Source organism: Sphingomonas phyllosphaerae FA2 (assembly GCF_000427645.1).
Classification (GTDB): Bacteria; Pseudomonadota; Alphaproteobacteria; order Sphingomonadales; family Sphingomonadaceae; genus Sphingomonas; species Sphingomonas phyllosphaerae.
Genome location: NZ_KE386571.1, coordinates 1,085,605 through 1,108,636 on the forward strand (window position 1 = coordinate 1,085,605; position 23,032 = coordinate 1,108,636).

Genomic DNA, 23,032 nt, shown 5'->3' on the forward strand with positions numbered 1-23,032 from the left:
CAGCACGTCCGCTATTCGGCTGCGGTCGCCATCGCGGTTGCGTCCTGACGCGCGTGCCACCGGCGCCAGGTTGCCAGCGCCTGACCCACGACCTGGTCCATATTGTAATAGCGATAGGTCGCCAGTCGCCCGACGAACAGAACGTCCGGCTCAGCAAGCGTCAGTGCCTCGTAGCGCTTGAACAATGCCTGGTTCTCGGGCCGGGGAATCGGATAATATGGGTCTCCGGTGGCGGCGGGATACTCGTAGGTGACGCTGGTCACCGGCGATTGCTGCCCGGTCAGGTGCTTGTACTCGGTCACGCGGGTGTAAGGCACCGCCTCATCGGGGTAATTGACCACTGCGACCTGCTGGTGCCGAGCGACGGGCAGGGTGCGATGTTCGAAGCGAAGCGAGCGATACGGCAGCGGGCCGTACCGCTGTTCAAAATATTCGTCGATCGGTCCGGTGAAGACGAGCAGATCGTACGTCACCGCGTCCTTCACCGCCGCAAAATCGGTGCCGAGTTTTAGCGTGATGTTAGGATGGTCGAGCATGGCTGCGAACATGGCGGTATAGCCCTTGTCCGGCATCGCCTGAAACGTGTCGTTGAAATAGCGGTCGTCCGTATTGGTTCGGGTCGGCACCCGTGCGGTGACCGCCTTGTCCAGTTCCGACGGGTCCAGCCCCCATTGCTTGCGCGTATAGCCCCGGAAGAAGAGGCGGTAGAGTTCCTGCCCGACCGACGAGACGACGACATCCTCCGAGGTGCGGATCGTCTCCACCGGTTCGGCGCGCGCGGCCAGGAACTCGGCCGCGTCAGCCTCGGTCTCAAGTCCGGCGTCGAACAGCGTGTTGAGCGTCGTACGATTGATCGGGACAGGCACTTGATGACCGAGGACATCCGCCAGGACACGATGTTCGTAGTCGCGCCAGCCGGTGAAGCGCGAGAGGTAGTCGAACACTTCGGCCGAGTTGGTGTGGAAGATATGCGGTCCGTACTGATGGATCAGGATGCCGGCAGCATCCTCGACGTCATAGGCGTTGCCCGCGATATGCGGTCGGCGATCGACGACGAGGACCCGGCGGCCGCTTTGCGAGGCCAGCCGTTCCGCCATGACCGCACCCGCAAAGCCGGCGCCGACCACGAGGCAGTCGTAATGTTCGCGCGCGGAGGCGGGCAGATAAGGCTCGATCTTCGCCAGCATCGCGGCCGCGGTGTCGTCCCACGACATCGCGGCGAGCATCGCATCGGCGGCATCGCGCCAATCGTGATCCTGACCGCGGGCGAGCGCCAGCGCTTCCTCGCAGGCCGTGATGAAGTCGGGCCCGCTCTCGGCAATTCGAACCGCGCGCGCTCCCCCGTATTGTCGGACCACGTCGGCGACGGGCGTGGACACCACAGGGCGACCGGCGGCGAGATATTCCGGCGTCTTGGTCGGACTGATGAAACGCGTCGCCTCGTTGATCGCGAACGGCATCAACGCCACGTCCCATTGGGCGATCGTCGCCGGCAATTCCTCATACGACCGTGACCCGGGGTAGTGCAGGTTTGCACGGCGCGGCAGCTCGGCCGGGTCGATCTTCACGACCGGACCGACGACTTCGATCGTCCACTCCGGATGAGCTTCGGCGATCGTGCCGAGCAGCGCGAGATCCATTCGCTCGTCGATGACGCCAAAGAAGCCAAAGGAGGGTGCACGCTCATCGTTGCCGCGTTCGACGCGCGCTGCCGAGAAATGAGCGACATCGACGCTGGAGGGGAAAGCGTGGACGCTGGGGTGCCGGTCACGCTTTGCTTCGTACAGACTCCAACCGCCGGTGAAGACTAGGTCCGCTAGTCCAAGAAGCTCGTCTTCCAATTGCAGCAAGGCTGGCGGCGCAAACCGGAATGCGGAAAGCTCGTCCATACAGTCGTAGACGGTGCAAGCGGCAATCACGCCGCGCGAGAACGTCAACATCATCGGCGTGTAATACCAGCGCACGCTGACGGGCGGCTCGTCGGCAAGAAAGCGGTCGAGCAGGTCCGTGAGCACCTTGTGCGTCGCGGTGTCGTCCAGCCCGGCGGGTAGTTGCGGGGTCACCACCCGTATGTCGCCCGTTTTTGCATGCACGCGAAGATTCGGCGCCGCTACCGCGCCGATCTCGGCTTCCTCCCAAACCACTACGGAAAAGCGTCGAGCCAGCCGGGTCAGTAGATGCTGGGGACGCTGAAAGACGAAGTCCCAGCGCAGATGTGAAAAGCAGAGCAGCAGCTCGCGATTGCCGGTTGTCGTGGAAAGGTTAGCGTGTGCCACGACAGACATTCGTATCTCCCAGCCGCAAGTCGGCACGATCAGGCTAGCAGGCATGTCGTCGCAAAGGCGATAAACCCTTGTTAAAGAAAGTCAGGTTTCGCAGTGATCCCGATCAATATCAGCCACAACGGAATCAGAATATTTAAAGAGCCATCAGGAAACCTGCGCTTATATATGAAGCGCCCTCTTTCGGGCGCTGTGACACGCATTTCTATACTGGAGCTTGAGAGCTTATGCCCTCTGCTTCCTGTGCGTCATCGGCAAAGATTCAACCGCGGCGAGATCCGCTCAACAGCAAAATTTGCTAACTGTTCAGTGATGGCTAAAGCGCGTTCTGAGATAATGGTTCCGAGCAAGCGGCAGTATTGTATTGCTCCACATCAGCAGTGATCAGATTCTTGGCCAATCGCTTCTACCGTTCTGGGTGGCTGGCGAGACGCGCGCCGGCGTAGTCTGGTTTGCAGGCCCGTGCCGCTAACAAAAGAGATCCTTGACGCCTCTTTGGGTCCGTCACGCTCCAACCTTTCAGTTGCAACTGACCAGAAGGAAGCGCCAGCCGACTGATCGCACAAGACGTTGGAGGCGCGTCAAGGCCACGCCTCCGGACGATCAAGATCGAAGTCGTGCGGCAGCGTTGGCGAGGGTTATATACATGGCACCTTCGGGTACGACGTATTCGTTCTCGCCCCAAAAGAACGGCCAATCGTCCCGGTTCTCGGGATAATCCGGTTTTAGCAGCAGCACGCCGGGCACCACGCCGCCGGGTATGAATGAGAAATCGGCCCGGTTGCTGCCATAAGCTACCTCTTTCGACACCGCGCCTACTCCCGAGACGAACGAACGGTCCGATGCCGGATGATGACCGTGCAGGAAGTCGAGCGCGCGCAGAACCTGCCAACCATCGACGATCGTCGGGAAAGCACGATGAAGCGCGTCGGCGGTCAGGCCGAAGTTCAGCACCGCTCCGCTCCCGGCCCATCCTCCGGTGGTGATCGGGACGCCGAACGGGTTGGCGGTCTCCAGCGCCTTTGCGCGCCCGGCCCAGGCACGCGCCGCTTCCTCGACCAGCACGCGGTAACGGGCGGGCAGACGCGGCAGCGCCTTGACCATTGTCGTCGCGGTCGTGTCGAAACGACGCAGCATCGCCGGTGCAAGAGCTTCGACCCGCTCGGCATATTGCTGCTCGCCGGTCGCGATCAGCAATTCGACCGCAGCGGTGAACTCTTCCTCGTCGATCGGTCCCCCGGTCGTGTTGCCGTGGCGGAACAGGTCGGGCGCGTGGCGGTGTTCGTCGGCCCAAACCTGCTGCGCGCGCGCAAGGCAACGGTTCGCGAAGGCCGCGTCACGCCCTTTCCACACGCGATAGGTTGCCGCAAGCGCCGCGGCCGATCCGTAATCGAGTGCGGAGGCCTTGCTGGTGAACGCCCAGCGGTCGTCCGGTGTACCGCTGCGTCCTCCGCGCGTATCGTAGGCGCGCTGATAGGGTTTCAGGGTCGGATCGTAGACAAGTCCGTCCGTCTTGCTCGCCGCGTCGCCCAGATGGGTATATTGGCCGACGTCAGGTTCGACGATGCCGTGGATTGCATGACCGACCGCGTCGAACTGCGCGAGCAGTTGCAGGCTGCCATGACGGATCTGTTCCAGGATGTCGGGAACGCCGTCCGGCACGTGCATCTCGACGCGCCGCGTCGCCCAGTCGACAGACACCGTGTCACGATCGATGCCGAAGGTTTCGGCCGCGTCGACCAGCTGACGTACCACCTGATATTGAGTCTGCGTGCGGATGTCGAAATCGCCGGCGTCCAGCCATCCGCCCACTGCCAGGCCGGGGATATGTTCGCCGGGCTTGAAGCGGGTGTCGGTCGTCGGCCCCTGTCGGTACAGGTCGATATGTTCGTGGTTCACCGGCGCTTGTCGGGCGTCGTCGCGATGCGAATCGCCATGCCAGACACGATAAGCTTCGTTGACCGTCATATGGTCCATTGCGATTGGCAGATAGACGTCGTTGGTGAGGTGCCACAGTCCGTCGAGCGTCGCGGCACCAATCGGAAAAGGTGCGCTACGGGTCGCGCCATAGTCGATCGCGTAGGTTCCCGGCGCGGTCACGCCGCTGAAGTCGAACCGAACGTAGCGATAGCGGAGGTAGGCGCCCCAGTCGCGCGACGATCCGCCCTGAACCGGCGCGAAAACGCCACTCGGCATCAGTCGCACCAATTGCGGCCGCAACGTGCGCCGGTCGTCGCGGTCGAGTTCGATGGTCGCAATCTTGGGCAAGTCGCTTCGATACCCGACCTGCGAGTGGCCGATCACCGGGGGACGCAGCCACCCGGGCACGCTGCTGGCGTCCAGTGTCCATTCGATCACCTTGCCGGTCCGCCCGGCCGGCAGAAGCTGTCGAGCCACGAACCACCCGTTCTGTGCCTGATTGCGACCGTCGAACAACGACACCGTCCCTTCGCGCGTAACAATGCTGACGCGCCGAGCCGGATCTTCGGGTGCGAGCACGAGCTGCCGTCCGCTCGCAAAGCCGGTCGGTTCTGCGCCCGGACCATCGCTGCGACCGCTGGCGAGGTTCCGTTCGGGGGTGAGCGTCATCGCGTCGGCCGGATAGCGGGGAAACAGCCCCGGCTTGCCGTCGGCGGCATAGCTCTTGTGGAAATAGGCGGATGGCACGAATTCGAGGTTCAGCCCCGCTTTGCCGACCTGTGCCGCGGGCAACGCCTGATCGAGCAGCACCGACAGAATGACCGAAGCGCCACGACGCTCTGCCCGGATCGTGTAACCGAAGTCGGGGTATCGCATCGTGACTTCGATCACACCCGCTGCTTTATCGACGCGACGGCTGACAAAGGTGGCGGCCGGATCCCACTGGCCGGGCGTCGCCGACAGACGCACGTCGCCATTGGTGGCGGTGCGCACACCCTGCTGGATCAGTTCGACCCCGCTGATCTTGGCATCGGCGAACAACCCCTCGTTGACGTTCGAGAAGATGAGCCAGTTGACGCCGGGTGCTTCGAAATAGTCAGCACGATTGATGCTGAGTTGGGGGCGATCGGACGTTTGTGCCAAGGCGGCGCTACTCGAAGCGAGAAGCGCAGCCATCATCCAGCGCCGGTGACGCATGCCCATCAGAAACCCCTCCGCTTATTTTAGTTAGCGCTACCATATCGGCGGCCTTTTTGTTTTCAAGCGGTTGAAGCGTTGCGCTGGATCAATAAGGTAGCGCGCAGTCCGGCGGCGTTCGTCGCCGCGACGCCGCTGACCGTCGCGTTCAGCGGACATACGATAGCGTCGGTCTTGGGGATGGTCGAACCCCAGCGGACCTCATCGTCGATACTCCAACCGACTGGGTAGCGGGGTCAAATGCCACTGCCGCCTCGCTACCATTGCCGCGCAGCGGGTTCGTGCTGTGGCTTCGCGTCGGGAAAGGGTGTCGGCCGTGCTATGCTCAAACACAGTCTGTTGATGTGTATCAATGCACAGGATAAAGTTCTCAGTACACCAAGCGGATGCAAATCGGCGTTTTCGCGTGACACAAACCTCGTTCGACGGTCACGTCAAAGTCGCTGTCTGCGTCCCGGCGCGAAATGAGGCGGATGCCTTGCCGCAGCTATTCGCAGCGCTGGACCGGCTGGACCAACGAGGCATGGCACCGACCCTCTGTCTCCTTCTCGACGGCTGCGACGATCAAAGCACGGTGCTGGCGCACGATTATGCCGCACGCGCATCGCTGCCGGTTCGGGTGGAACATGCGGCGGATGCGGAGTCCAATGTGGGTGTCGCCCGGCACCGGGCGATGCAGTTGGGTGCGCGTGTGCTTGATGGGGCCGGCTTTCTGCTAACGACCGATGGCGACAGTGTGCCTGCGACCGACTGGTTGCAGACAATGGTCGCAGGGCTCCGGCTGGCTGACGTGGTAGCTGGCAAAGTGGTGCGTACCGTCACTTGGTCAAATCCGGTTCAAGACCGCCTGGAACGCTATTATGAGGCGCTTCATGCCACGCGGCGATCGCTTGATCCCGTGGCGTGGGAGGCCTTAGCGACCCACCATCAGACGAGCGGCGCGAATCTGGGTATTTCAGTGCAGCACTATCGCGCCATAGGCGGGTTCCAGCCGATCCCCGCGGGGGAGGATGCGCGGCTCGCCGATGACGCCGCGCGAGCGGGGCTGCGCGTGCGGCGCGATGCGGCCAGCGTAGTTTTCACGTCAGATCGCCGCACGGGGCGGGTGGCTCACGGCTTTGCAGAAGGGCTTCGCGCCTTGGACGGAAATAGCGACGGGGTTGAGGTCGCGCATCCCGATGATGCCATGTGGCAGTATCGCGGCCATGCGCTTGCACGCCACGCATACGACAGTGGCTATTTCGCGCCACTCGCCGAGGCGATCGGCCTCGACCGTGACCATCTTATCGGCGTTCATCGTGACAGTCCCAACGCCGAGGCGTTTGCGATGCGCGTGGTGCCGGTGCCACCCGGCGGTATGCGGCGCGTGACGCTGGCAGCGGCCGAGGCCGCTCTGGCGGCGCTCGCGCTGGCGCGATACGCCGCGTGATTGAACTTCGACGCGCCATCACGACGCGCTCCGCGCTGTTGCCGGGACTTGGCGATCCGGCTGACACGAAGACGCTGCTGCTCCAGCTCAGGCAGCTCTACGAAACGGGCCGTGTCGATCTTCCGCTTGGTCGCTTGTACGAGGGGCATGTCGACGCTTCGCAAATCGTGCAGCGCTACGGTTCGCGGCACCAGCAAGAACGCGCGGCTGGCATCGTGGCGGCGGGCGGAGTCCTTGGCGTGTGGAACGCTGATCTTGCCGGCGAACCACTTCGCCTGAAGCACGGTCGGCTCAATGGCGGCAAGAGTTTCGCCAGCGGCGCCGGACTTCTCTCGCACGCCCTGGTTACGGTAGATGCCGCGGGCGGTCGTCAACTGCTGTTGCTCGACCTTGCCCGCACCTCGCCGGCCGTCGATCGCTCCTTCTGGCGCGTCGCCGGAATGCAGCGCTCGGAAACGCATATCGTGCGCTGGCGCGATGCGCCCGTCGCTGCCGACGATCTGATCGGCGCCCCCGGCGATTACGTGCGTGAACCGTGGTTCAGCGGAGGCGCATTGCGGTTCGCCGCCGTTCAAGCCGGGGGAATCGCTGCGCTGCTCGACCATACGACCGCCCATCTGGTCGCGGCCGGTCGGGCGGATGATCCCCATCAGGCAGGCCGCCTGGCTGCGCTTTATGGGCTGGCTGAAGCGGCTGCAGGAGCGATCCGGACAGCGGCAGCAGGGTGGTTTGATGATGTCGGCGCGCGCCTGCCGCTTGTCGCCGCTGCGCGCGCGGCGGTCTATGCAGCCGGCGGGCAGGCGATTGAGCTTGCCGAGCAGGCGGCGGGGGTACAATCGCTGTTCGTCGGGCATCCACTTGCTGCGGTCATCACCGATCTGTCGGTGTACCTCCGCCAGCCTTCCCCGGATATGCAGCGCATGCAGGTTGGTGCCGCCGTGGCGGCGGGTACATTGACGGCCGGTCTGTGAAGTTCCGGCTGGGAACGCCGCGCCGCCTGCTCGTCGTTGCGCCGCATCCGGACGACGAAACCATCGGGGCTCATACGATGATGACCCGGCTGAGACGGCGCGGCGTGAGGATACATGTCATCGTTGTCACGGATGGCGCAGCCTCCCATCCCTCCAGCCCAAGCTGGCCCCGTCAGCGGCTCGTGGCAGAGCGTCGGCGCGAGAGCCGGCGCGCCCTGCGCCAGATGGGCGTGGCGGCAGATGCAGTGACGTTTCTCGATCTGCCGGACGGTCGGCTTCACACACGGGCGGGCGCTGCCCGTCGTGGCCTCGCGCAATTGGTCGTGAACCGGGGATCGACATTGGTCGTCTCGCCGTCCCCGCACGATGACCATCCCGACCATCGCACCGTCGCAGCGTGCATGGATGCCCTGCCACGGCATGGGCTGCGAAAGCTGACGTATCCGGTGTGGCCGGCCGGTCAGAAGGTTGCGGGCGCACGCGCGCTTTACCTGACGGGGCAGGAACGGCTCGCCAAGCGTTGCGCCATCCGCCGCTATCGTACCCAGACGGGGCAGATTACGGACGATCCGGCCGGCTTCGCAATGACGGTGGGGCAGATTGCGGCCTTTGCCGGCCCCCGTGAACTATTCGTGGAACGGCGGCGATGAGGTCGATTACGCTTGAAGGCTTCCAAAGCAAGTTCAGCGACAACGACGATCCATGGGCGACGTTCACCGATCGCGACGAGGCGCTGAAGCGACGCGCGATCCTGCGCGCCGTGGGGCCGGGGCCGAGGGGGCGCGTTCTGGAACTTGCTGCCGGTAATGGTTCCAACAGCATCGCTATAGCTCCACGGGTTCTGCGCCTCGACGCCACGGAAGGAACCGCAAGTGGCAAGGCGCTGGTCGCAAGGGCGCTGGCGGGGCGTGGACGAGCGCGTGCCCTCAGGCTGATCGTGCCGGCTCGTCTGCCCCGACGGCAATACGACATCGTCGTGGTAGCGGAGGTCATCTACTATCTGACGGCGCGCGCGATGGCGCAGACTGCTCGTGACGTTGCCGCAGCGCTGCGTCCGGGCGGCAGGCTGGTGCTGGCGCATCATCGGGTTGATTATCCCGATTTTGCGCAGCATGCCGCGTCGCTACAGCGTGCCTTCCTGACGGCTGCGGGATGTAGCTGGAACGTCCGGGTGGCGCGGCGGACAGGTCGCTGGATCGTGCTCGAATGCACGCGGGGGCGGGCGGCCGTCATCAGATAGGCACGGAGAAGATGCCTGGCTTCATCTAGCCTGAGGTAGCAGATAGGCATCACCACCTCACGAGATTTCACAATCAAAATCCGTGGTACATGAATTTGCCGTGGTGCCGGGAACTTGAGCACTGAAGCATGCCTGATCGGATTATCGGGCTCCATTTCAATGCAGTCGCGGTTTCGAACATTGGCGTGGGTTAACGACAGACCGAACGCTATCTGCCACGGCCATCTCTAAATTGGCGGGGGGGCGAAGCGGTGCAATCTGTCGAGCGTCGATTCAACGCGATCGTGAACAACTCCACGATGGCGATCTTCCTCATGGACGATCGGCAGCACTGCATCTTCATGAACGCCGCGGCGGAGGCGCTGACCGGCTATCGGCTGGCGGAGGCGCTCGACCGTCCCTTGCACGACGTCGTTCATCACCAGCATCCTGACGGGCGCCCCTATCCGCTGTCTGAATGCCCGATAGACCGTGCCTTTCCCGAACGCGAGCGGATGCAGGGCGAGGAGGTATTCGTCCACAAGGATGGGCACTTCTATCCCGTCGCCTTCACCGCCTCGCCAATTCCGGGGGACGACGGGCAGCCGATCGGCACGATTATCGAGGTTCGCGACGTGACGGCGGAAAAGGCGCGTGACGTCGCGCTCCGCGAGAGTGAGAGCCGCTTCCGCAACATGGCCGATCATGCCCCCGTGATGATGTGGGTGACCGATCCATCGGGTCATTGTACCTATCTTAATCGGCAATGGTACGAATTCACCGGCCAGACGCCTGCGGAGGCGGAGGGCTTCGGTTGGCTCGAGGCGACGCATCCCGACGACAGGCAGCGCGCGCAGGAGGCGTTCGTCGCCGCAAACGCCGGTCATCGGCGATTTCGCGTGGAATACCGTCTGCGGCATGTGTCGGGCAGCTATCGTTGGGCGATCGACGCCGGCAGCCCACGGTTCGGCGACGATGGTGCGTACCTCGGCTATGTCGGCTCGGTTATCGACATTCATGAGCGTCGCGAGGCCGAGGAACGACTGGCACTTAGCGAGGAGCAATTGCGGCTCGCTCTCGAGGTGGCGGAGATCGGCCAGTGGGACGTGGACCAGGTCACAGGGCGGATGTTCTGGCCGCCGCGCGTGAAGGCGATGTTCGGCATCTCCCCGGATGTGGCGGTGACACTGGACGATTATCGCAATGGCGTGCATCCCGACGATCGTGAACGGACGCTCAGCGCTTATGCGTCGGCCAGCGATCCCGCCCTTCGCGCCCTCTACGACGTCGAATATCGCACGATCGGGCGGGAGGATGGCGTCATCCGTTGGGTCGCAGCCAAGGGCCGCGGGCTTTTCGACGGGCAGGGCCGCTGTTTTCGTGTCATCGGCACCGCCATCGACATCACGGCGCGCAAGGCAGCCGAGATCCGCCTGCAGCAATTGAACGAGCAGCTTGAGCAGGAGGTCGCTCGCCAGACGGCGGAGCGCAACCGCGTCTGGGAGATGAGCCCTGACCTGCTGGCGATCATGGGCTTTGGCGGCTTTCTCAAGGCGATCAACCCGGCGTGGGAAACCACGCTCGGGCGTGACACCGCGACGCTGCTCGCGATGTCGTTCCGCGAACAGGTTCATCCCGATGACCACGCGGCCGTGCAGGAGGTGATGACGAGATTGCGGCGGGGCGACAAGATCGAGCGGTTCGAAGATCGGCTCGCGCATGCCGACGGCAGCTGGCGCTCGATATCCTGGACGCTCGTTCCCGAGGGCGATGTCTTCTACGCAGTCGGTCGTGACGTTACGCTGGAGCGTGAGGCCGCGCGAGAGTTGGCACAGGCGCAAGAAGCGCTGCGCCAAAGTCAGAAGATGGAGGCGATGGGGCAGCTGACCGGCGGGGTCGCGCACGACTTCAACAATCTGCTCACGCCGATTATCGGGTTCCTCGACCTGCTGCAGCGCAGGGGCGTGACAGGCGAGCGCGAGCAGCGGCTGATCGACGGCGCGATCCAGTCGGCCGATCGCGCGCGGACCTTGGTGCAACGCCTGCTCGCCTTCGCCCGCCGGCAACCGTTGCAGCCGTCCGCCGTCGATGTGGGCCGGCTCGTCGAGGGGATGGCCGATCTGCTCGCCAGTACCACCGGGCCACAGGTCCGCGTCGTCGTGGATATTGCTCCCGACCTGCCGCCGGCCATGGCGGACGCCAATCAACTGGAAATGGCGCTGCTGAACCTTGGCGTGAACGCGCGCGATGCAATGCCGGACGGCGGCACGTTGCGTATCAGTGCAATGCGCGACAGCGTGCGCGCCGCACGCGGCGCGTTACGACGGGGGCATTACGTCCGACTGTCGGTGGCCGACACCGGAACGGGCATGGACGAGGCGACGCTCGCGCGGGCCATCGAGCCGTTCTTCTCCACGAAAGGGATCGGGAAGGGCACCGGACTGGGCCTGTCGATGGCGCATGGGCTTGCCGCGCAACTCGGTGGAGCGCTGACCATCAGCAGTCGCGAGGGTGTCGGCACCAACGTGGAATTGTGGCTGCCGATCAGCGCGTGGGTCGCGGATGAGGGAGATCGGACAACCGTTCCGTCGTTTGCAGGCTTGGCGCGCGGGCGCGTGTTGCTGGTCGACGACGAAGACGCCGTGCGCGCTAGCACCGCCGACATGCTCGCGGAACTTGGCTTCGAAGTGATTGAGGTGGCGTCGGGGGAGGCGGCGCTGGCACTCGTGGCCCGCGGCGTTGTCCCCGATCTGCTGATCACCGATCATCTTATGGCCGGGATGAGCGGCGTGGAGTTGATTTGGGCCTTGCGCGCGACCTTACCCGATTTGCCCGTGCTGATCGTCTCTGGCTACGCGGATGTCGAAGGTATTTCTCCCGAGCTTCCACGCCTGACCAAACCGTTCAAAAGCGCTGAACTTGCCGCGCGCCTCTCGCGCATCCTGGTAGGCACGTCGGACATTCGAACGGCGCGCGATCGCTGAGAGGACAACACACGTCCGACCTGCCCACCATTGAACGTGCTCCGGCCGGTAATACTCGACAGATTGCGACGGCCCAAGCATAGCAGGCGATGATCAGCTTCTTACCTTATGGTCCGACACCGGCTCGGGCACGGCGGTCGTTGATCGGGCATCAAGCCCCTCAGCAGCGCGGATCAGGCAAGCGGTGTGGCGCGCCGTGAACGCCGCGAAGCATAGGCCTGCTGATCTACGATGGCGGCCTGATTTGCTGCCGTGCACGGGCCAGCCTGCCGATCGTCCCGACACTCACTCGGCCTTTACCACCGCTGTTCTATCGTGCCGTTACTTAGGGTTAGAGGAGTAGAGTGTGCGCATTCGGTCATGCTCGCCGGACGATCGATACGAGCAGATGCTTGCCCATTCGGCCACGGCCGCGATCTGTGCGGGTCCCGACAACCGGATTGTCGCCTGGAACTCGGCTGCGGAAGCGCTCTTCGGCTATACGGCTTCCGAGGCCCGGGGTAGATCGCTATCGATCATCATTCCGGAGCGATTTCGTTCCTCTCACGAGGCGGGGCTTGTCCGGGCGGTCAGGTCAGGCGGCGCAAGGCTTGCCGGGCACGCGGTAGAGGTACTTGCCCTGCACGCGCAAGGCCATGAGTTTCCGGTCGATCTCTCCCTGTCCATGTGGTTCGAGGAAGGGCAACCGATGTTCGGCGCGCTGGTTCGCGACGTGACCGACCGCGCGCGGGCGACACGGCGTCTGGAGCACCTTGCGCACTGCGACACCTTGACCTCCTTGCCAAATCGGAACGCCCTACATGCGCGGCTGGGCCCGGCGATCGCGTCCGGGCCGGTCGCTTTGTTGATGCTCAATCTGGACGGGTTCAAGCATGTCAACGACACCCTGGGCCATTCGGCCGGCGACCTGCTGCTTACCCGGGTAGCGGAGCGGTTGAAGGATGCCGTCGGTGCCGGCGATTTTCTCGCTCGGATCGGCGGAGACGAATTCGCGATCGTGGTGGAGGGCTGCGAAAACGCTTGCGCGCTCGATATTTTGACGGCGAGGATTTTTACGGAACTTGGCCGACCTATCGAACTCGCGGCGCAGGCTATTTTCGTGGACGTCAGTATCGGCATCGCCATTGCGCCCCTGGATGCTTCGTCCCACGAAGAACTGCTATGCCACGCCGATCTGGCACTTCATGAAGCCAAGGCGGAAGGTCGAGGCGGGCGGGCGTTTTTTACGCGTGCAATGCAGACGAGGTCGGAAACGAGGCTTCGACTAGGTCTGGACCTGCGGGGCGCGCTGGCTCGTGGGGAATTTGAACTCTGGTTTCAGCCACAGGTGCGGGTTGACGACGGCCGGCTGGTCGGCGTCGAGGCGTTGTTGCGATGGCGCCATCCCAGGCATGGGTTGCTTCAGCCCAATCTCTTTGTCGACATTCTCGAACAAAGCCCCGTCGCGAAAGAGGTCGGCGACTGGATCGTGCAGGAAGCGTGCCGCATGGCCGCGTCATGGCAGGCAATCGGCAGGCCGCCGCTCCGGGTTGGCGTGAACCTGTTCGCCGTCCAACTGGACTCCGATCGCTTGTTCGACGTCGTCAAACATGCACTTGACCGGCATCACCTCGCCCCCTCGTTGCTGGAGCTGGAGATCACCGAAAATACCGTTCTTCGGCACACCAAGCGGTCGCCAAGGGCGCTACGTCGGCTGAAAGCGCTGGGGGTCCAATTGGCTTTCGACGACTTCGGCACGGGCTTCGCTTCTCTCAGCCTGCTGCAGAGGTATCCCCTCACGCGGCTGAAGATCGATCGTAGTTTCATCACGAAGATAGATCGACGCCCCGGCGATGCGGCGATCGTGGGCGCCGTCACGACAATGGCGCAGGGGCTTGGACTGCACGTCATCGCAGAAGGCGTCGAGACTATCAGTCAAGAGGACATGCTGAGGCAGCTACGCTGCGATGAAGCGCAAGGATACCTGTACGGGCGCCCCATGCCGGAGCCCGAACTGATCGATCGGTTCGCGCCGTCACATGCAATGGCCGGCTGATCGCACGACGGTGTCCGATTGACCATTCGCGGGCCGTTTGAACCGGCGCGCTCGCGCCACGGCCACAACGCCGCCGCGTGCGGTCTCGACCGGTTGCACAACCCTCGGATCGGGCCCGGCGACCGCCCACAGCTTTAGGCCGACGGCGTCACTCGCCGCACTCCCGCTATTTGCTACCCCGCTCAATTCGAGGGAAGCGTGCCAAACAGATTGGCCTGACCAAAATGGTGGCGCTAACATCAGACTGGGTTATAACGCCAATTCACTTCGCACGCGGGTAAGTGCGCCACTCGGCCGCATCGAAGCCAGTGGGTGAATGTGGGAGAAAACAATGCTCAGTCGTCGGGATGTCACGCGAGGTGCTCTAACCGCCGGCTTGTTCGCCAGCCCGCTTGCCGGGGCGGTCCGCTTCGGCTACGGGAAGGCGTCCGCTTTTACGATCGCGCGTGATGGACGGGTCCTCGCCTCCGTCTTCGTCGATGCGCAGGAGTTGCCGGGCGTGCGGCGCGCCGCGAACGACCTCGCCGCCGACATCGGGCGCGTCATCAGGCAGCCGGCGACGGTCGTGTCCGATGCCGCCGGCTTGTCCCGGCACACCATTATCGTCGGATCGCTTGGCAACAGTGCGGTCATTGACGGGCTGGTGCGCTCGGGACGGCTCAAGGTGGATCGCATCCGGGGCAAATGGGAAGCCTATCTCATCCAGACGCTGCGAAACCCGCTGCCCGGTGTCGAGGAGGCGCTGGTGATCGTCGGCAGCGACAAGCGCGGGGCGATCTACGGCGTCTACGACCTGTCCGGCGCGATCGGCGTTTCGCCCTGGTATTGGTGGGCCGACGTCCCCGTGCCATCCCGCAAGGATGTCAGTGTCGCTTACGGCGACTATGTTCAGGGCTCGCCCGCGGTGAAATATCGCGGCATCTTCCTCAACGACGAGGCGCCGTGCCTGTCGGGCTGGACGACCGAGAAGTTCGGCGGGATGAACCGCCAGTTCTACACCCGCCTGTTCGAGCTGATGCTTCGGCTGCGCGCCAACTATCTGTGGCCGGCGATGTGGAACAATGCCTTTGCGGTCGACGATCCCGCCAACGCCGTGCTGGCCGACGAATATGGGATCGTGATGGGCACGTCGCACCATGAACCGATGATGCGCGCCCACAAGGAGTGGACCGACAATCACCAGCAATATGGCAATGGCGAGTGGAACTACGCCACCAACCGTGAGGCGATCCGGCGTTTCTTTAAGGAAGGCATGGAGAGGAACGGCCGCAAGGAAGCGATCGTCACGGTTGGAATGCGCGGCGACGGCGACACCGCGTTGGAAAGCACCGGCAGCATGGCGTCCGACGTCAAGCTGCTCGAAGGGATCATTGCCGATCAGCGGCGGATCATTTCAGAGGCGGTCGGCAAGCCTGCGTCCGAGGTGCCGCAGGTGTGGGTGCTCTTTACGGAAGTCTACAAATATTACGACGCCGGGCTGCAGATCCCCGACGACGTCACGCTGATGTTCACCGACGACAATGTCGGCAATCTTCGCCGGCTACCCACCCCGGCCGAGCGAACGCGCAGCGGCGGGTCCGGCATCTACTTCCATATGGACATGCACGGCGGCCCGTTTTCCTACCAATGGATCAACTCCAACCCGCTGCCCAAGATCTGGGAGCAGATGAACTTGGCCAACCGCTATGGTGCCAACCAGATCTGGATCGCGAACGTCGGCGACCTCAAGCCGCTCGAGCTGCCGGTCGAATTCTTCATTGCGATGGCCTGGAATCCGGCGGCGGTGTCGAAGGATCTGATCGCGGGCTGGACGCTCGAATGGGCGAAGCGGCAATTCGGGGCGGATCATGCCGCCGAGATCGCCCTGCTCGCGTCGCGCTACGCCAAATACAACGCCTGGCGGAAACCGGAGCAATTGTCGCCGGCGACGTACAGCCTCGAAAACTATCGTGAGGCGGGGCGGGTGTGCGCGGCTTGGGCCAGGCTGGAGCAGCGGGCCGAGATGGTCAACGCCGCGCTGAGCCCCGAACAGCGCGACGCCTTCTACCAACTCGTCCTCTATCCGGTGAAGGCGTGCGCGAACCTGACGCAGATGTACGTCGCCGCCGCACGCAATGCCCGGTTCGCGCAACAGGCACGCCTGAGCACCCGAGACGAGGCGGCGGAGGTCAGGCGGCGCTTCCTGGAGGATCGCGCGCTGCGTAACCGGTACAATCATGTCATGACCGGGGGCAAATGGAACCATATGATGGACCAGACCCACATCGGCTATTTTCAATGGTATCCCCCGGAGGCGGACATTATGCCCGCTCTCGCCGATCTCGACCTGTCGGGGTTGGACGGGTTTGGCGTGTCGGTGGACGGATCGCCGAACGGGTGGCCGGGCTATTATCTGTCGCCCACGCTGCCGACGCTCGACAGCTTGACGGGCCGCCCGACCTATTTCGAGGTCTATCCGCGCAGCGCTGCGCCGGTTGCGGTGAAGGTCGTCGCCGATCGGGACTGGGTGATCGTCCGCGAGGCCGCGGCGTTCAGCGCGTCGCCTCGCGACCGCCGTTATTGGGTAGACGTCGACTGGAGCCGTGCGCCGGTCGGCCGCGCCGAGGCGCGTATCACGGTCGAAGGCGCAGGCGAGGGCCGGGGAGGGGACAAGATCACTATCAAGCTCATCGCACTCCGCGCCACCGCGGGGCAGGAACGCGCCGCCAGAGGAGCGTTCGGCGGCCTGACCGGCGCGTTCGCGATCCCGGCAGATGGCTTTCAGCGGAACATCCCGGCGAACGGCGTCCGTTGGGAGCCGATCCCGGACTACGGGCGTGTCGAGACCGCGATGTCAATCTTCCCCGTCGACAGCTCTTCGTTCCCGGATCCGAGCGCCGCGCCGCGGCTGGAATACGCCGTCTTTCTCCCCGAGGCGGGTACCTACCAGGTCGACCTGGTGACCGGGCCGACGCTCGAGACCATCCCGGGGCGCAGGCTGGCCGTCGCGGTCGGGCTCGACGATCAGCCGCCCACCACAAAGGCGGTGTTTGGCACGGAGGAGGGGCGGCGGCAGGATTTCCTGGGATCGGCGCACCCGACCAGCACCGCGAACAACGCACGTACAATGCGTTTTTCTGTCACCACGGATCACCCGGGCCGCCATGTGCTGACGATTTCGATGGTAGACCCTACATTGGTCCTGCAATCCTTGATCGTTTCGCGCGACGACCTGCGACCGTCCTTCTTCGGGCCGCCTTGCGACGGCAATCAATGATAGTCCTAGGTTTCGGCGCCATCATCATTGCGCCGACTGGGCTGGCTTGAACCGCAAGGTCTGCACAAGTGGTTGATTTTGCAGTGCAGCGTTCTGGTTGGGACAAGAGGCAGCCAAGATGGCGGGAGCCTGGTCGGACCACCGGTGCCCGTCAAATCGAGGGATGATCAAACGATGCGATGGCGATGCTGGACAGGTCCGTGGCGGCGTTGATCGGCACCCCGGCTTCCTTCCGCTCAGAGTAGCGATCGACCAGCTGCGCGGTATGCGGGCGTAACAGGACGGTGAAGCGCACCAGTTCTTCCATCACGTCCACGATCCGGTCGTAGTAGCTGGACGGTTTCATGCGGCCGGCATCATCGAACTCGTTGAATGCCTTGGCGACCGATGACTGGTTCGGGATCGTGACCATCCGCATCCAGCGGCCCAGCACGCGCAATGTGTTGACGCTGTTGAAGGACTGCGACCCGGCCGACACCTGCATGACGGCGAGCGTGCGGCCCTGCGTCGGACGCATCCCGCCCAACGAGAGTGGCAGGTGATCGACTTGCAGCTTCATGATGCCGGTAATCTGACCGTGTCGTTCGGGGCTGCACCACACCTGTGCCTCCGACCACATCGACAGCTCCCTTAGTTCGTGGACGGCTGGATGATCGTCACCGGCTACCTGATCGGGAAGCGGCAATGTCGCGGGGTCGAAGATGCGCGTCTCGCAGCCGAAGAAGCGGAGCAGCCGCGCTGCTTCTTCGATGCACAGGCGCGAATAGGATCGCTCCCGAAGTGACCCGTACAGCAGCAGGATGCGAGGCGGCGGATCGCCAGCGCCCAGCCCGAGGGCAGGACGAGCGAGCGCATAGCGGCGATCGAGGGCAGGCAGATGGTCGGGGTCGGCAAGATCGCGTAGAGGCATCAGGCAATTCCCATTCGCAGCGCGAGCGCCGCCAGCGTGGTGAGCAGGACAGGCACGGCGAGCGTGGGCTGCCAGATGATGAGCGTGATCTTCGCGACGAAGATCAGGACGGCAAGGAGCATCAGCCGATGCGCTGGCCCGAAGCATCGATCACCTGTTCGCCGTCTTCCTTGGCGAATGCGGCAAGCTGGCCGCTTGGCAGCAGATCGAGGACGGCTTCGGAGGGGCGGCACAGCTTCACGCCGAGCGGGGAGACGACCAGTGGCCGGTTGATGAGGACTGGATGCGCCACCATCGCGTCAAGCAGGGCGTCGTCAGACAGCGCCGTGTCACGCAACCCCAGCGCCGCATAGGGCGTGTCCTTCTCGCGCAGCAGTTCGCGGGGCGTCATACCGGCGCGGTCGATCAATTCGACCAGCATCGCGCGCGATGGCGGCGTTTTCAGATACTCAATGACATGCGGCTCGATGCCGGCATTGCGGATCATAGAGAGGGCGTTGCGCGAGGTGCCGCACTCGGGGTTGTGGTAGATGACGATATCGACAACCACGGGACGTCCTTTCAGCAGCAAGGGGCGAGTTCGGCGATAAGGGGCGTGCACAGCTCGGCATTGCCCGCGCAGCAGTCCTTGACGAGGAACAGCGTCAGCGCGCGCAGGCCGTCCAGATCGGCGCGGTAGATGATCGAACGGCTATGGCGTTCTGAGCGAACCAAGCCAGCGCGGGCAAGAATGCCGAGGTGCGCCGACATGGTGTTTTGCGGCACGTCGAGTTTACGGGCAATCTCGCCGGCCGCCATCCCGGCGGGTTCATTGTGGACCAGCAGGCGGAACACATCGAGGCGCGTTCGTTGCGCCAGCGCCCCAAGCGCGGCGATAGCCGAATCAATATCCATACATCCAACATAACGGATATAATTCGTGACGCTACTGTCGCTTGACTCTGCGTGGATCAAGTGCCCCGTCACCCACCCGACAACGGATTGCGGGAAGGTTTCGGTCGTGCTCTTTCCTGATCCCGTTCGAGGCGGCGTCCCATGCCTCGATTGCCGTTTCTGATCAGGAAGGGCGCAACCATCTGTCACCTGCTAGAGAGAAAAAACGTATTTCCATCTGGATCATTGAAATAGACGTGCGGGAACGGCTTGGTCCGGGGTGGTCCCAGGAAGGTCACACCTCTCGCCGACAGTCGATCATACTCGTATTGCACATTGTCGCAGCCGAACGACCCGTTGAAGAAGGTGCCGATCCTGTCCTCGTGCCCCTCAGGCGTGAACAGAAGGAGGCCGGTCTGTGCGCCGGGGATGGTCAATTCGATCCAGCGCTTCTCCCCAACCGGGCGATCAGTCGCGATCACGAACCCCATGATCTCCGTCCAGAAGGCCAGCGCACGATCCTGATCGCGCGTCGGAATGCCGACGTAATTCAGCTTTCGGATCACGGCTGGCCTTCCTGGCCGCTGCCCTTTCGCGGCGTCCCTGGGCAATGCTAATTGCTGTAGCAATGAGCGGCAAGCAATACGCGTTGGACGCTTACGTCCTCGACACCCTGATGCGCGACCTGGTGGGTCACGATCGACGGACATCGGCTTTCCTGGTCTACCTTTCGCTATATGCGTCGTCGGAGGCAGGCTTCGCCCGCATCAGCCACGCGCAGCTCGCCGAGCGCACCGGGCTCTCCAAGCGCAGTGCACAGGACGCGGTGTCTCACCTGATCGACCGGGGCCTGTTGCGCGCAGAAAAGAGCGGAGCGACCGAGGTGACGCGCTACCAGCTTCTTTCACCCTGGCGCAGGCCCGCCGGCTGACCGGCACGCTGGCCGCACGCTATTTCGGTTGCCACAGCTCGATCTTGGTGCCGTCCGGATCCTGTATCCACGCGAACCGCCCGAAAGGGTCGGCATCGTCCCGTCTGAGAATAGGAACGCCCTTCGCCGTCAATCGCGCGATCATCGCGTCCATGTCGTCGACGGCGAAGTTGACCATGAACTCCCTCGTGGAGGGTGCCATGTGATCCGTGCCATCCGGAAAGGCCATCCACGACACCTTGGGCGGATGCCCTGGCGCGTCAAAGGGCAGCGCTGCCCCACCCCATGATGCGACGTCCAGCCCCAGCACCTCCTTGTACCAGTGTGCCAGCGCTTTGGGGTCCTTGCTCTTGACGAAAACGCCACCAATGCCCGTGACGTGACCAGGTTGCTCAGCCATGCCGGGATCCTGCCATGCGAACGACGCGAGAAGCGCGATGATCCTGAAGCCCCATGCCGACGCCGTGCATCTCGATCCCGCTCCTCGTGTCGTTACAGGTTCCATACCCGCATGCTAACCGGGACATGATGGCACCGACTATTGGTGCATCAATTGCTATAGCAATCAGCGACAGACGAAAGGTGCAGCTTCCTTCAAGAAGCCGCTACAGGATTTTCAAACGTCTCGCGCTTTCTCGATCGACCATCGTTTTCAGGACATCTCGCGGCGGAGCGCGCGGACGCGACAAGCGCTGGTGGCAAAGTCTCAATCCCCGCCATTCCATACGCCTGCATGAACTGGCCGTAAGCGTGAACCTATTCGCCTGAACGAACGGCGGATTGCGTGGGTTGTCTTCACCACACTGGCTGGCCGAAAGTGGGTCTTCATTCGGCCTCGGCCGTTGGCGTCAGAGATGTTGCGGCCTGATGCACACGATCAATGCCCATTCGTCATGCACCGTCACAACCTTACGACGTAAACCGATCGGCAGGGCGGGGTGCGCTTTCGGAAGCCGATCGACGATGCCGACCGCGGCGGGATCATGCTAACCTCCGATGACGGCATCGATCCAGTGGGGCATGAAGAAGATGCGCCGATCCTGACATATTCACTCGAGCCGGTGAAGCGACGGGTGCACGAAGGGGAAAGTGAGTGCCGCCTACTCGGTCGTGTTGAACGCGCCTAAGCTGTCGCTCGCCCAAGCCTCGTCGAGCGTGCATTAATCGAAATATCGGGTGGATTAGGGCGTCTGGACTGCGCGGTCGGGCGTCGCGGCGTGGGCGACGAACGCATCCTTCACTTTCGTTCGATTGATCGAGCCGTTGCTCGACCGCATGAAGAGCAGCACCGACGTGGATCAGGCGACAGAAGTTTGCCCCAACGGGTCGGCTGGCGGATCAAAGCTGCGCCTAAAGTCGCGCAATCGGCGAAACGGTCAAACCTCGGCTTATTCCGGCAATCAAGCCTCTAAGTGCTTGTAATCGCTGGTGACCCCTACGAGAATCGAACTCGTGTTTTCGCCGTGAGAGGGCGACGTCCTAACCGCTAGACGAAGGGGCCGTGCGCGGTGTGAGGCGCGCTGTTAGGTCGGCGGGGCGGGGGCGTCAAGCGACTTTCGTGCCGATCACCAAAAAGGTGCGCCGGCACGTTAGCCGACGCACCTCCATATCACGCCGCCTTGCGACGCTCCGCCATTTCCGTGTTCAGCATCTCCGCCAGCAGGAACGCCAGTTCGAGGCTCTGTCCGGCGTTCAGACGTGGATCGCAATGCGTGTGGTAACGATCGGCGAGGCTCTGCTCCGTCACGTCGATCGCGCCGCCGGTGCATTCCGTCACGTTCTGGCCGGTCATCTCCGCGTGGATGCCGCCGGCGTGCGTGCCCTCCGCGCGGTGGACCGCGAAGAAGCCGCGCACTTCGGACAGGATACGGTCGAACGGCCTAGTCTTGTAGCCGCTCGTCGCCTTGACGGTGTTGCCGTGCATGGGGTCGCAACTCCATACCACCGAATGCCCCTCGCGCTTCACAGCGCGCACCAGCCGCGGCAGATGCGCCTCGATCTGGTCGTAGCCATAGCGGGTGATCAGCGTCATCCGCCCCGGCACACGCTGCGGGTTGAGCGTGTCGAGCATGCGCAGCAAGGCGTCCGGCTCGAGCGATGGACCGCATTTGATGCCGATCGGGTTCCCGATCCCGCGCAGGAACTCGACATGTGCCGAGCCATCGAAGCGAGTGCGGTCGCCGATCCACAGGAAATGCGCCGACGTGTCGTACCAGTCGCCGGTCAGCGAATCCTGTCGGGTAAGTGCTTCCTCGAACGGCAGCAGCAACGCCTCGTGACTGGTATAGAAGGTCGTCTGCGATAGCTGCGGCACCGTGTCCGGGCTGATCCCGCACGCCTCCATGAAGTCGAGCGCCTCGCCGATCCGATCGGCGGTTTCGGCGTATTTCTTCGCCCACGGGCTGCGGCCCATGAAGTCGTGGGTCCAGCGATGCACCTGATGCAGATTCGCATACCCACCCTGCGCGAAGGCGCGCAGCAGGTTCAGCGTCGCCGCCGACTGCGCATAGGAACGGATCATCCGCTCCGGGTCCGGAATGCGCGACTCCGCGGTGAAGGCGATGTCGTTGACATTGTCGCCGCGATAGCTGGGCAGCTCGACGCCATCGATCGTCTCGGTATTGGCGGAGCGTGGCTTGGCGAACTGCCCCGCCATGCGACCGACCTTCACCACCGGCAGCTTCGAGGCGAAGGTGAGCACCACCGCCATCTGGAGGATAACGCGGAAAGTATCGCGAATGTTGTTGGGGTGGAATTCCGCGAAGCTCTCGGCGCAATCGCCGCCTTGCAGAAGGAACGCCTTGCCTTCGGCGACCTTGGCGAGATCGGCGGTCAGGTTGCGGGCTTCACCCGCAAAGACCAACGGCGGAAACGAGGCCAGCCGCCGCGTCGCATCATCCAGCGCCGCAGCATCGGGATAGACGGGGAGCTGGCGCGCTTCGGCAGTGGTCCAGCTATGCGGGGCCCAGGTGGCCATAGTATTCATCCTTCCAACTAACGCCCGCGCCTTGAACCAACCGCGCGC

The 23,032-nt window shown here is 63.6% G+C and carries 17 protein-coding genes and 1 tRNA gene; 8 read left to right on the top strand and 10 right to left on the bottom strand.

The annotated features are described in order from the left end of the window. Positions 1 to 11 precede the first annotated feature (11 nt). Together glf and SPHPH_RS0105520 are read right to left on the bottom strand one after the other, a co-directional pair. Positions 12 to 2,285, bottom strand: coding sequence for a UDP-galactopyranose mutase (gene glf / locus SPHPH_RS0105515; protein ID WP_028965791.1), 2,274 nt, complete (start codon positions 2,283 to 2,285; stop codon positions 12 to 14). 600 nt (positions 2,286 to 2,885) lie between these two features. Further along, complete coding sequence (locus SPHPH_RS0105520) at positions 2,886 to 5,345, bottom strand: glycoside hydrolase family 9 protein (RefSeq protein ID WP_238302922.1); 2,460 nt, start codon at positions 5,343 to 5,345, stop codon at positions 2,886 to 2,888. Between the two features lie 460 nt (positions 5,346 to 5,805). On the opposite strand from SPHPH_RS0105520, the gene SPHPH_RS20715 reads away from it, so the two are divergent. From SPHPH_RS20715 to SPHPH_RS0105555, 7 genes are all read left to right on the top strand, one after another. Beyond that, a complete protein-coding gene (locus tag SPHPH_RS20715) occupies positions 5,806 to 6,828 on the top strand; it encodes a glycosyltransferase family 2 protein (protein WP_238302924.1) in 1,023 nt (340 codons plus the stop codon). Continuing rightward, positions 6,825 to 7,799: an acyl-CoA dehydrogenase family protein gene (locus tag SPHPH_RS0105530; RefSeq protein ID WP_051272858.1), complete on the top strand. Its 975-nt coding sequence runs from the start codon at positions 6,825 to 6,827 to the stop codon at positions 7,797 to 7,799. Before SPHPH_RS20715 ends, SPHPH_RS0105530 begins: the two co-directional genes overlap by 4 nt. Further along, complete coding sequence (locus SPHPH_RS0105535) at positions 7,796 to 8,449, top strand: PIG-L deacetylase family protein (RefSeq protein ID WP_028965795.1); 654 nt, start codon at positions 7,796 to 7,798, stop codon at positions 8,447 to 8,449. Before SPHPH_RS0105530 ends, SPHPH_RS0105535 begins: the two co-directional genes overlap by 4 nt. After that, positions 8,446 to 9,039 carry a class I SAM-dependent DNA methyltransferase gene (locus tag SPHPH_RS19015; protein WP_051272859.1) on the top strand — a complete coding sequence of 198 codons (594 nt, stop codon included), beginning with the start codon at positions 8,446 to 8,448 and terminating at the stop codon, positions 9,037 to 9,039. Before SPHPH_RS0105535 ends, SPHPH_RS19015 begins: the two co-directional genes overlap by 4 nt. Before the next feature lie 251 nt (positions 9,040 to 9,290). Further along, positions 9,291 to 12,002, top strand: a complete 2,712-nt coding sequence (locus tag SPHPH_RS19020; RefSeq protein WP_051272860.1) for a PAS domain S-box protein — start codon at positions 9,291 to 9,293, stop codon at positions 12,000 to 12,002. Between the two features lie 346 nt (positions 12,003 to 12,348). Further along, positions 12,349 to 14,037 (top strand): putative bifunctional diguanylate cyclase/phosphodiesterase, encoded by a 1,689-nt coding sequence (locus SPHPH_RS19025; protein WP_272944237.1) that lies wholly within the window; start codon positions 12,349 to 12,351, stop codon positions 14,035 to 14,037. Between the two features lie 331 nt (positions 14,038 to 14,368). Then, a complete protein-coding gene (locus SPHPH_RS0105555; RefSeq protein WP_028965796.1) occupies positions 14,369 to 17,293 on the top strand; it encodes a glycosyl hydrolase 115 family protein in 2,925 nt (974 codons plus the stop codon). 151 nt (positions 17,294 to 17,444) lie between these two features. Here the strand turns inward: SPHPH_RS0105555 and arsH are convergent, their stop codons facing one another. From arsH to SPHPH_RS0105580, 5 genes are all read right to left on the bottom strand, one after another. Continuing rightward, complete coding sequence (gene arsH, locus SPHPH_RS0105560; protein WP_028965797.1) at positions 17,445 to 18,203, bottom strand: arsenical resistance protein ArsH; 759 nt, start codon at positions 18,201 to 18,203, stop codon at positions 17,445 to 17,447. Continuing rightward, entirely contained in the window at positions 18,203 to 18,325 is a 123-nt protein-coding gene (locus tag SPHPH_RS21670; protein WP_272944238.1) for a hypothetical protein, read from the bottom strand. Before SPHPH_RS21670 ends, arsH begins: the two co-directional genes overlap by 1 nt. Then, complete coding sequence (gene arsC, locus SPHPH_RS0105570) at positions 18,325 to 18,753, bottom strand: arsenate reductase (glutaredoxin) (protein ID WP_028965798.1); 429 nt, start codon at positions 18,751 to 18,753, stop codon at positions 18,325 to 18,327. Before arsC ends, SPHPH_RS21670 begins: the two co-directional genes overlap by 1 nt. 11 nt (positions 18,754 to 18,764) lie before the next feature. Further along, positions 18,765 to 19,097, bottom strand: a complete 333-nt coding sequence (locus SPHPH_RS0105575) for an ArsR/SmtB family transcription factor (RefSeq protein ID WP_028965799.1) — start codon at positions 19,095 to 19,097, stop codon at positions 18,765 to 18,767. 185 nt (positions 19,098 to 19,282) lie between these two features. Further along, positions 19,283 to 19,642 (bottom strand): VOC family protein, encoded by a 360-nt coding sequence (locus tag SPHPH_RS0105580; RefSeq protein ID WP_028965800.1) that lies wholly within the window; start codon positions 19,640 to 19,642, stop codon positions 19,283 to 19,285. A gap of 62 nt (positions 19,643 to 19,704) precedes the next feature. Here SPHPH_RS0105580 and SPHPH_RS0105585 point away from each other — a divergent pair, with 62 nt between their 5' ends. Then, the gene (locus SPHPH_RS0105585; RefSeq protein WP_028965801.1) at positions 19,705 to 20,007 is read left to right on the top strand and encodes a helix-turn-helix domain-containing protein; all 303 of its coding nucleotides are present in this window, start codon (positions 19,705 to 19,707) and stop codon (positions 20,005 to 20,007) included. A 19-nt stretch (positions 20,008 to 20,026) separates the two neighbouring features. On the opposite strand, the gene SPHPH_RS0105590 is transcribed toward SPHPH_RS0105585, so the two are convergent. From SPHPH_RS0105590 to SPHPH_RS0105605, 3 genes are all read right to left on the bottom strand, one after another. Beyond that, positions 20,027 to 20,407 carry a VOC family protein gene (locus tag SPHPH_RS0105590; RefSeq protein WP_028965802.1) on the bottom strand — a complete coding sequence of 127 codons (381 nt, stop codon included), beginning with the start codon at positions 20,405 to 20,407 and terminating at the stop codon, positions 20,027 to 20,029. A gap of 1,026 nt (positions 20,408 to 21,433) precedes the next feature. Further along, a tRNA-Glu gene (locus tag SPHPH_RS0105600) sits at positions 21,434 to 21,508 on the bottom strand. A 108-nt stretch (positions 21,509 to 21,616) separates the two neighbouring features. Next, positions 21,617 to 22,993, bottom strand: coding sequence for a class II 3-deoxy-7-phosphoheptulonate synthase (locus SPHPH_RS0105605; RefSeq protein ID WP_337587818.1), 1,377 nt, complete (start codon positions 22,991 to 22,993; stop codon positions 21,617 to 21,619). Positions 22,994 to 23,032: the final 39 nt, after the last annotated feature.

Excerpts from the sequence above, each read along its gene's own strand:
- SPHPH_RS0105575 (WP_028965799.1), bottom strand. The coding sequence starts at position 19,097 with ATGGATATTGATTCGGCTATCGCCGCGCTTGGGGCGCTGGCGCAACGA.
- glf (WP_028965791.1), bottom strand. The coding sequence starts at position 2,285 with ATGTCTGTCGTGGCACACGCTAACCTTTCCACGACAACCGGCAATCGC.
- SPHPH_RS0105590 (WP_028965802.1), bottom strand. The coding sequence starts at position 20,407 with ATGGCTGAGCAACCTGGTCACGTCACGGGCATTGGTGGCGTTTTCGTC.
- SPHPH_RS0105555 (WP_028965796.1), top strand. The coding sequence starts at position 14,369 with ATGCTCAGTCGTCGGGATGTCACGCGAGGTGCTCTAACCGCCGGCTTG.
- SPHPH_RS0105585 (WP_028965801.1), top strand. The coding sequence starts at position 19,705 with ATGAGCGGCAAGCAATACGCGTTGGACGCTTACGTCCTCGACACCCTG.
- SPHPH_RS0105605 (WP_337587818.1), bottom strand. The coding sequence starts at position 22,993 with ATGAATACTATGGCCACCTGGGCCCCGCATAGCTGGACCACTGCCGAA.
- SPHPH_RS21670 (WP_272944238.1), bottom strand. The coding sequence starts at position 18,325 with ATGCTCCTTGCCGTCCTGATCTTCGTCGCGAAGATCACGCTCATCATC.
- SPHPH_RS19015 (WP_051272859.1), top strand. The coding sequence starts at position 8,446 with ATGAGGTCGATTACGCTTGAAGGCTTCCAAAGCAAGTTCAGCGACAAC.
- arsH (WP_028965797.1), bottom strand. The coding sequence starts at position 18,203 with ATGCCTCTACGCGATCTTGCCGACCCCGACCATCTGCCTGCCCTCGAT.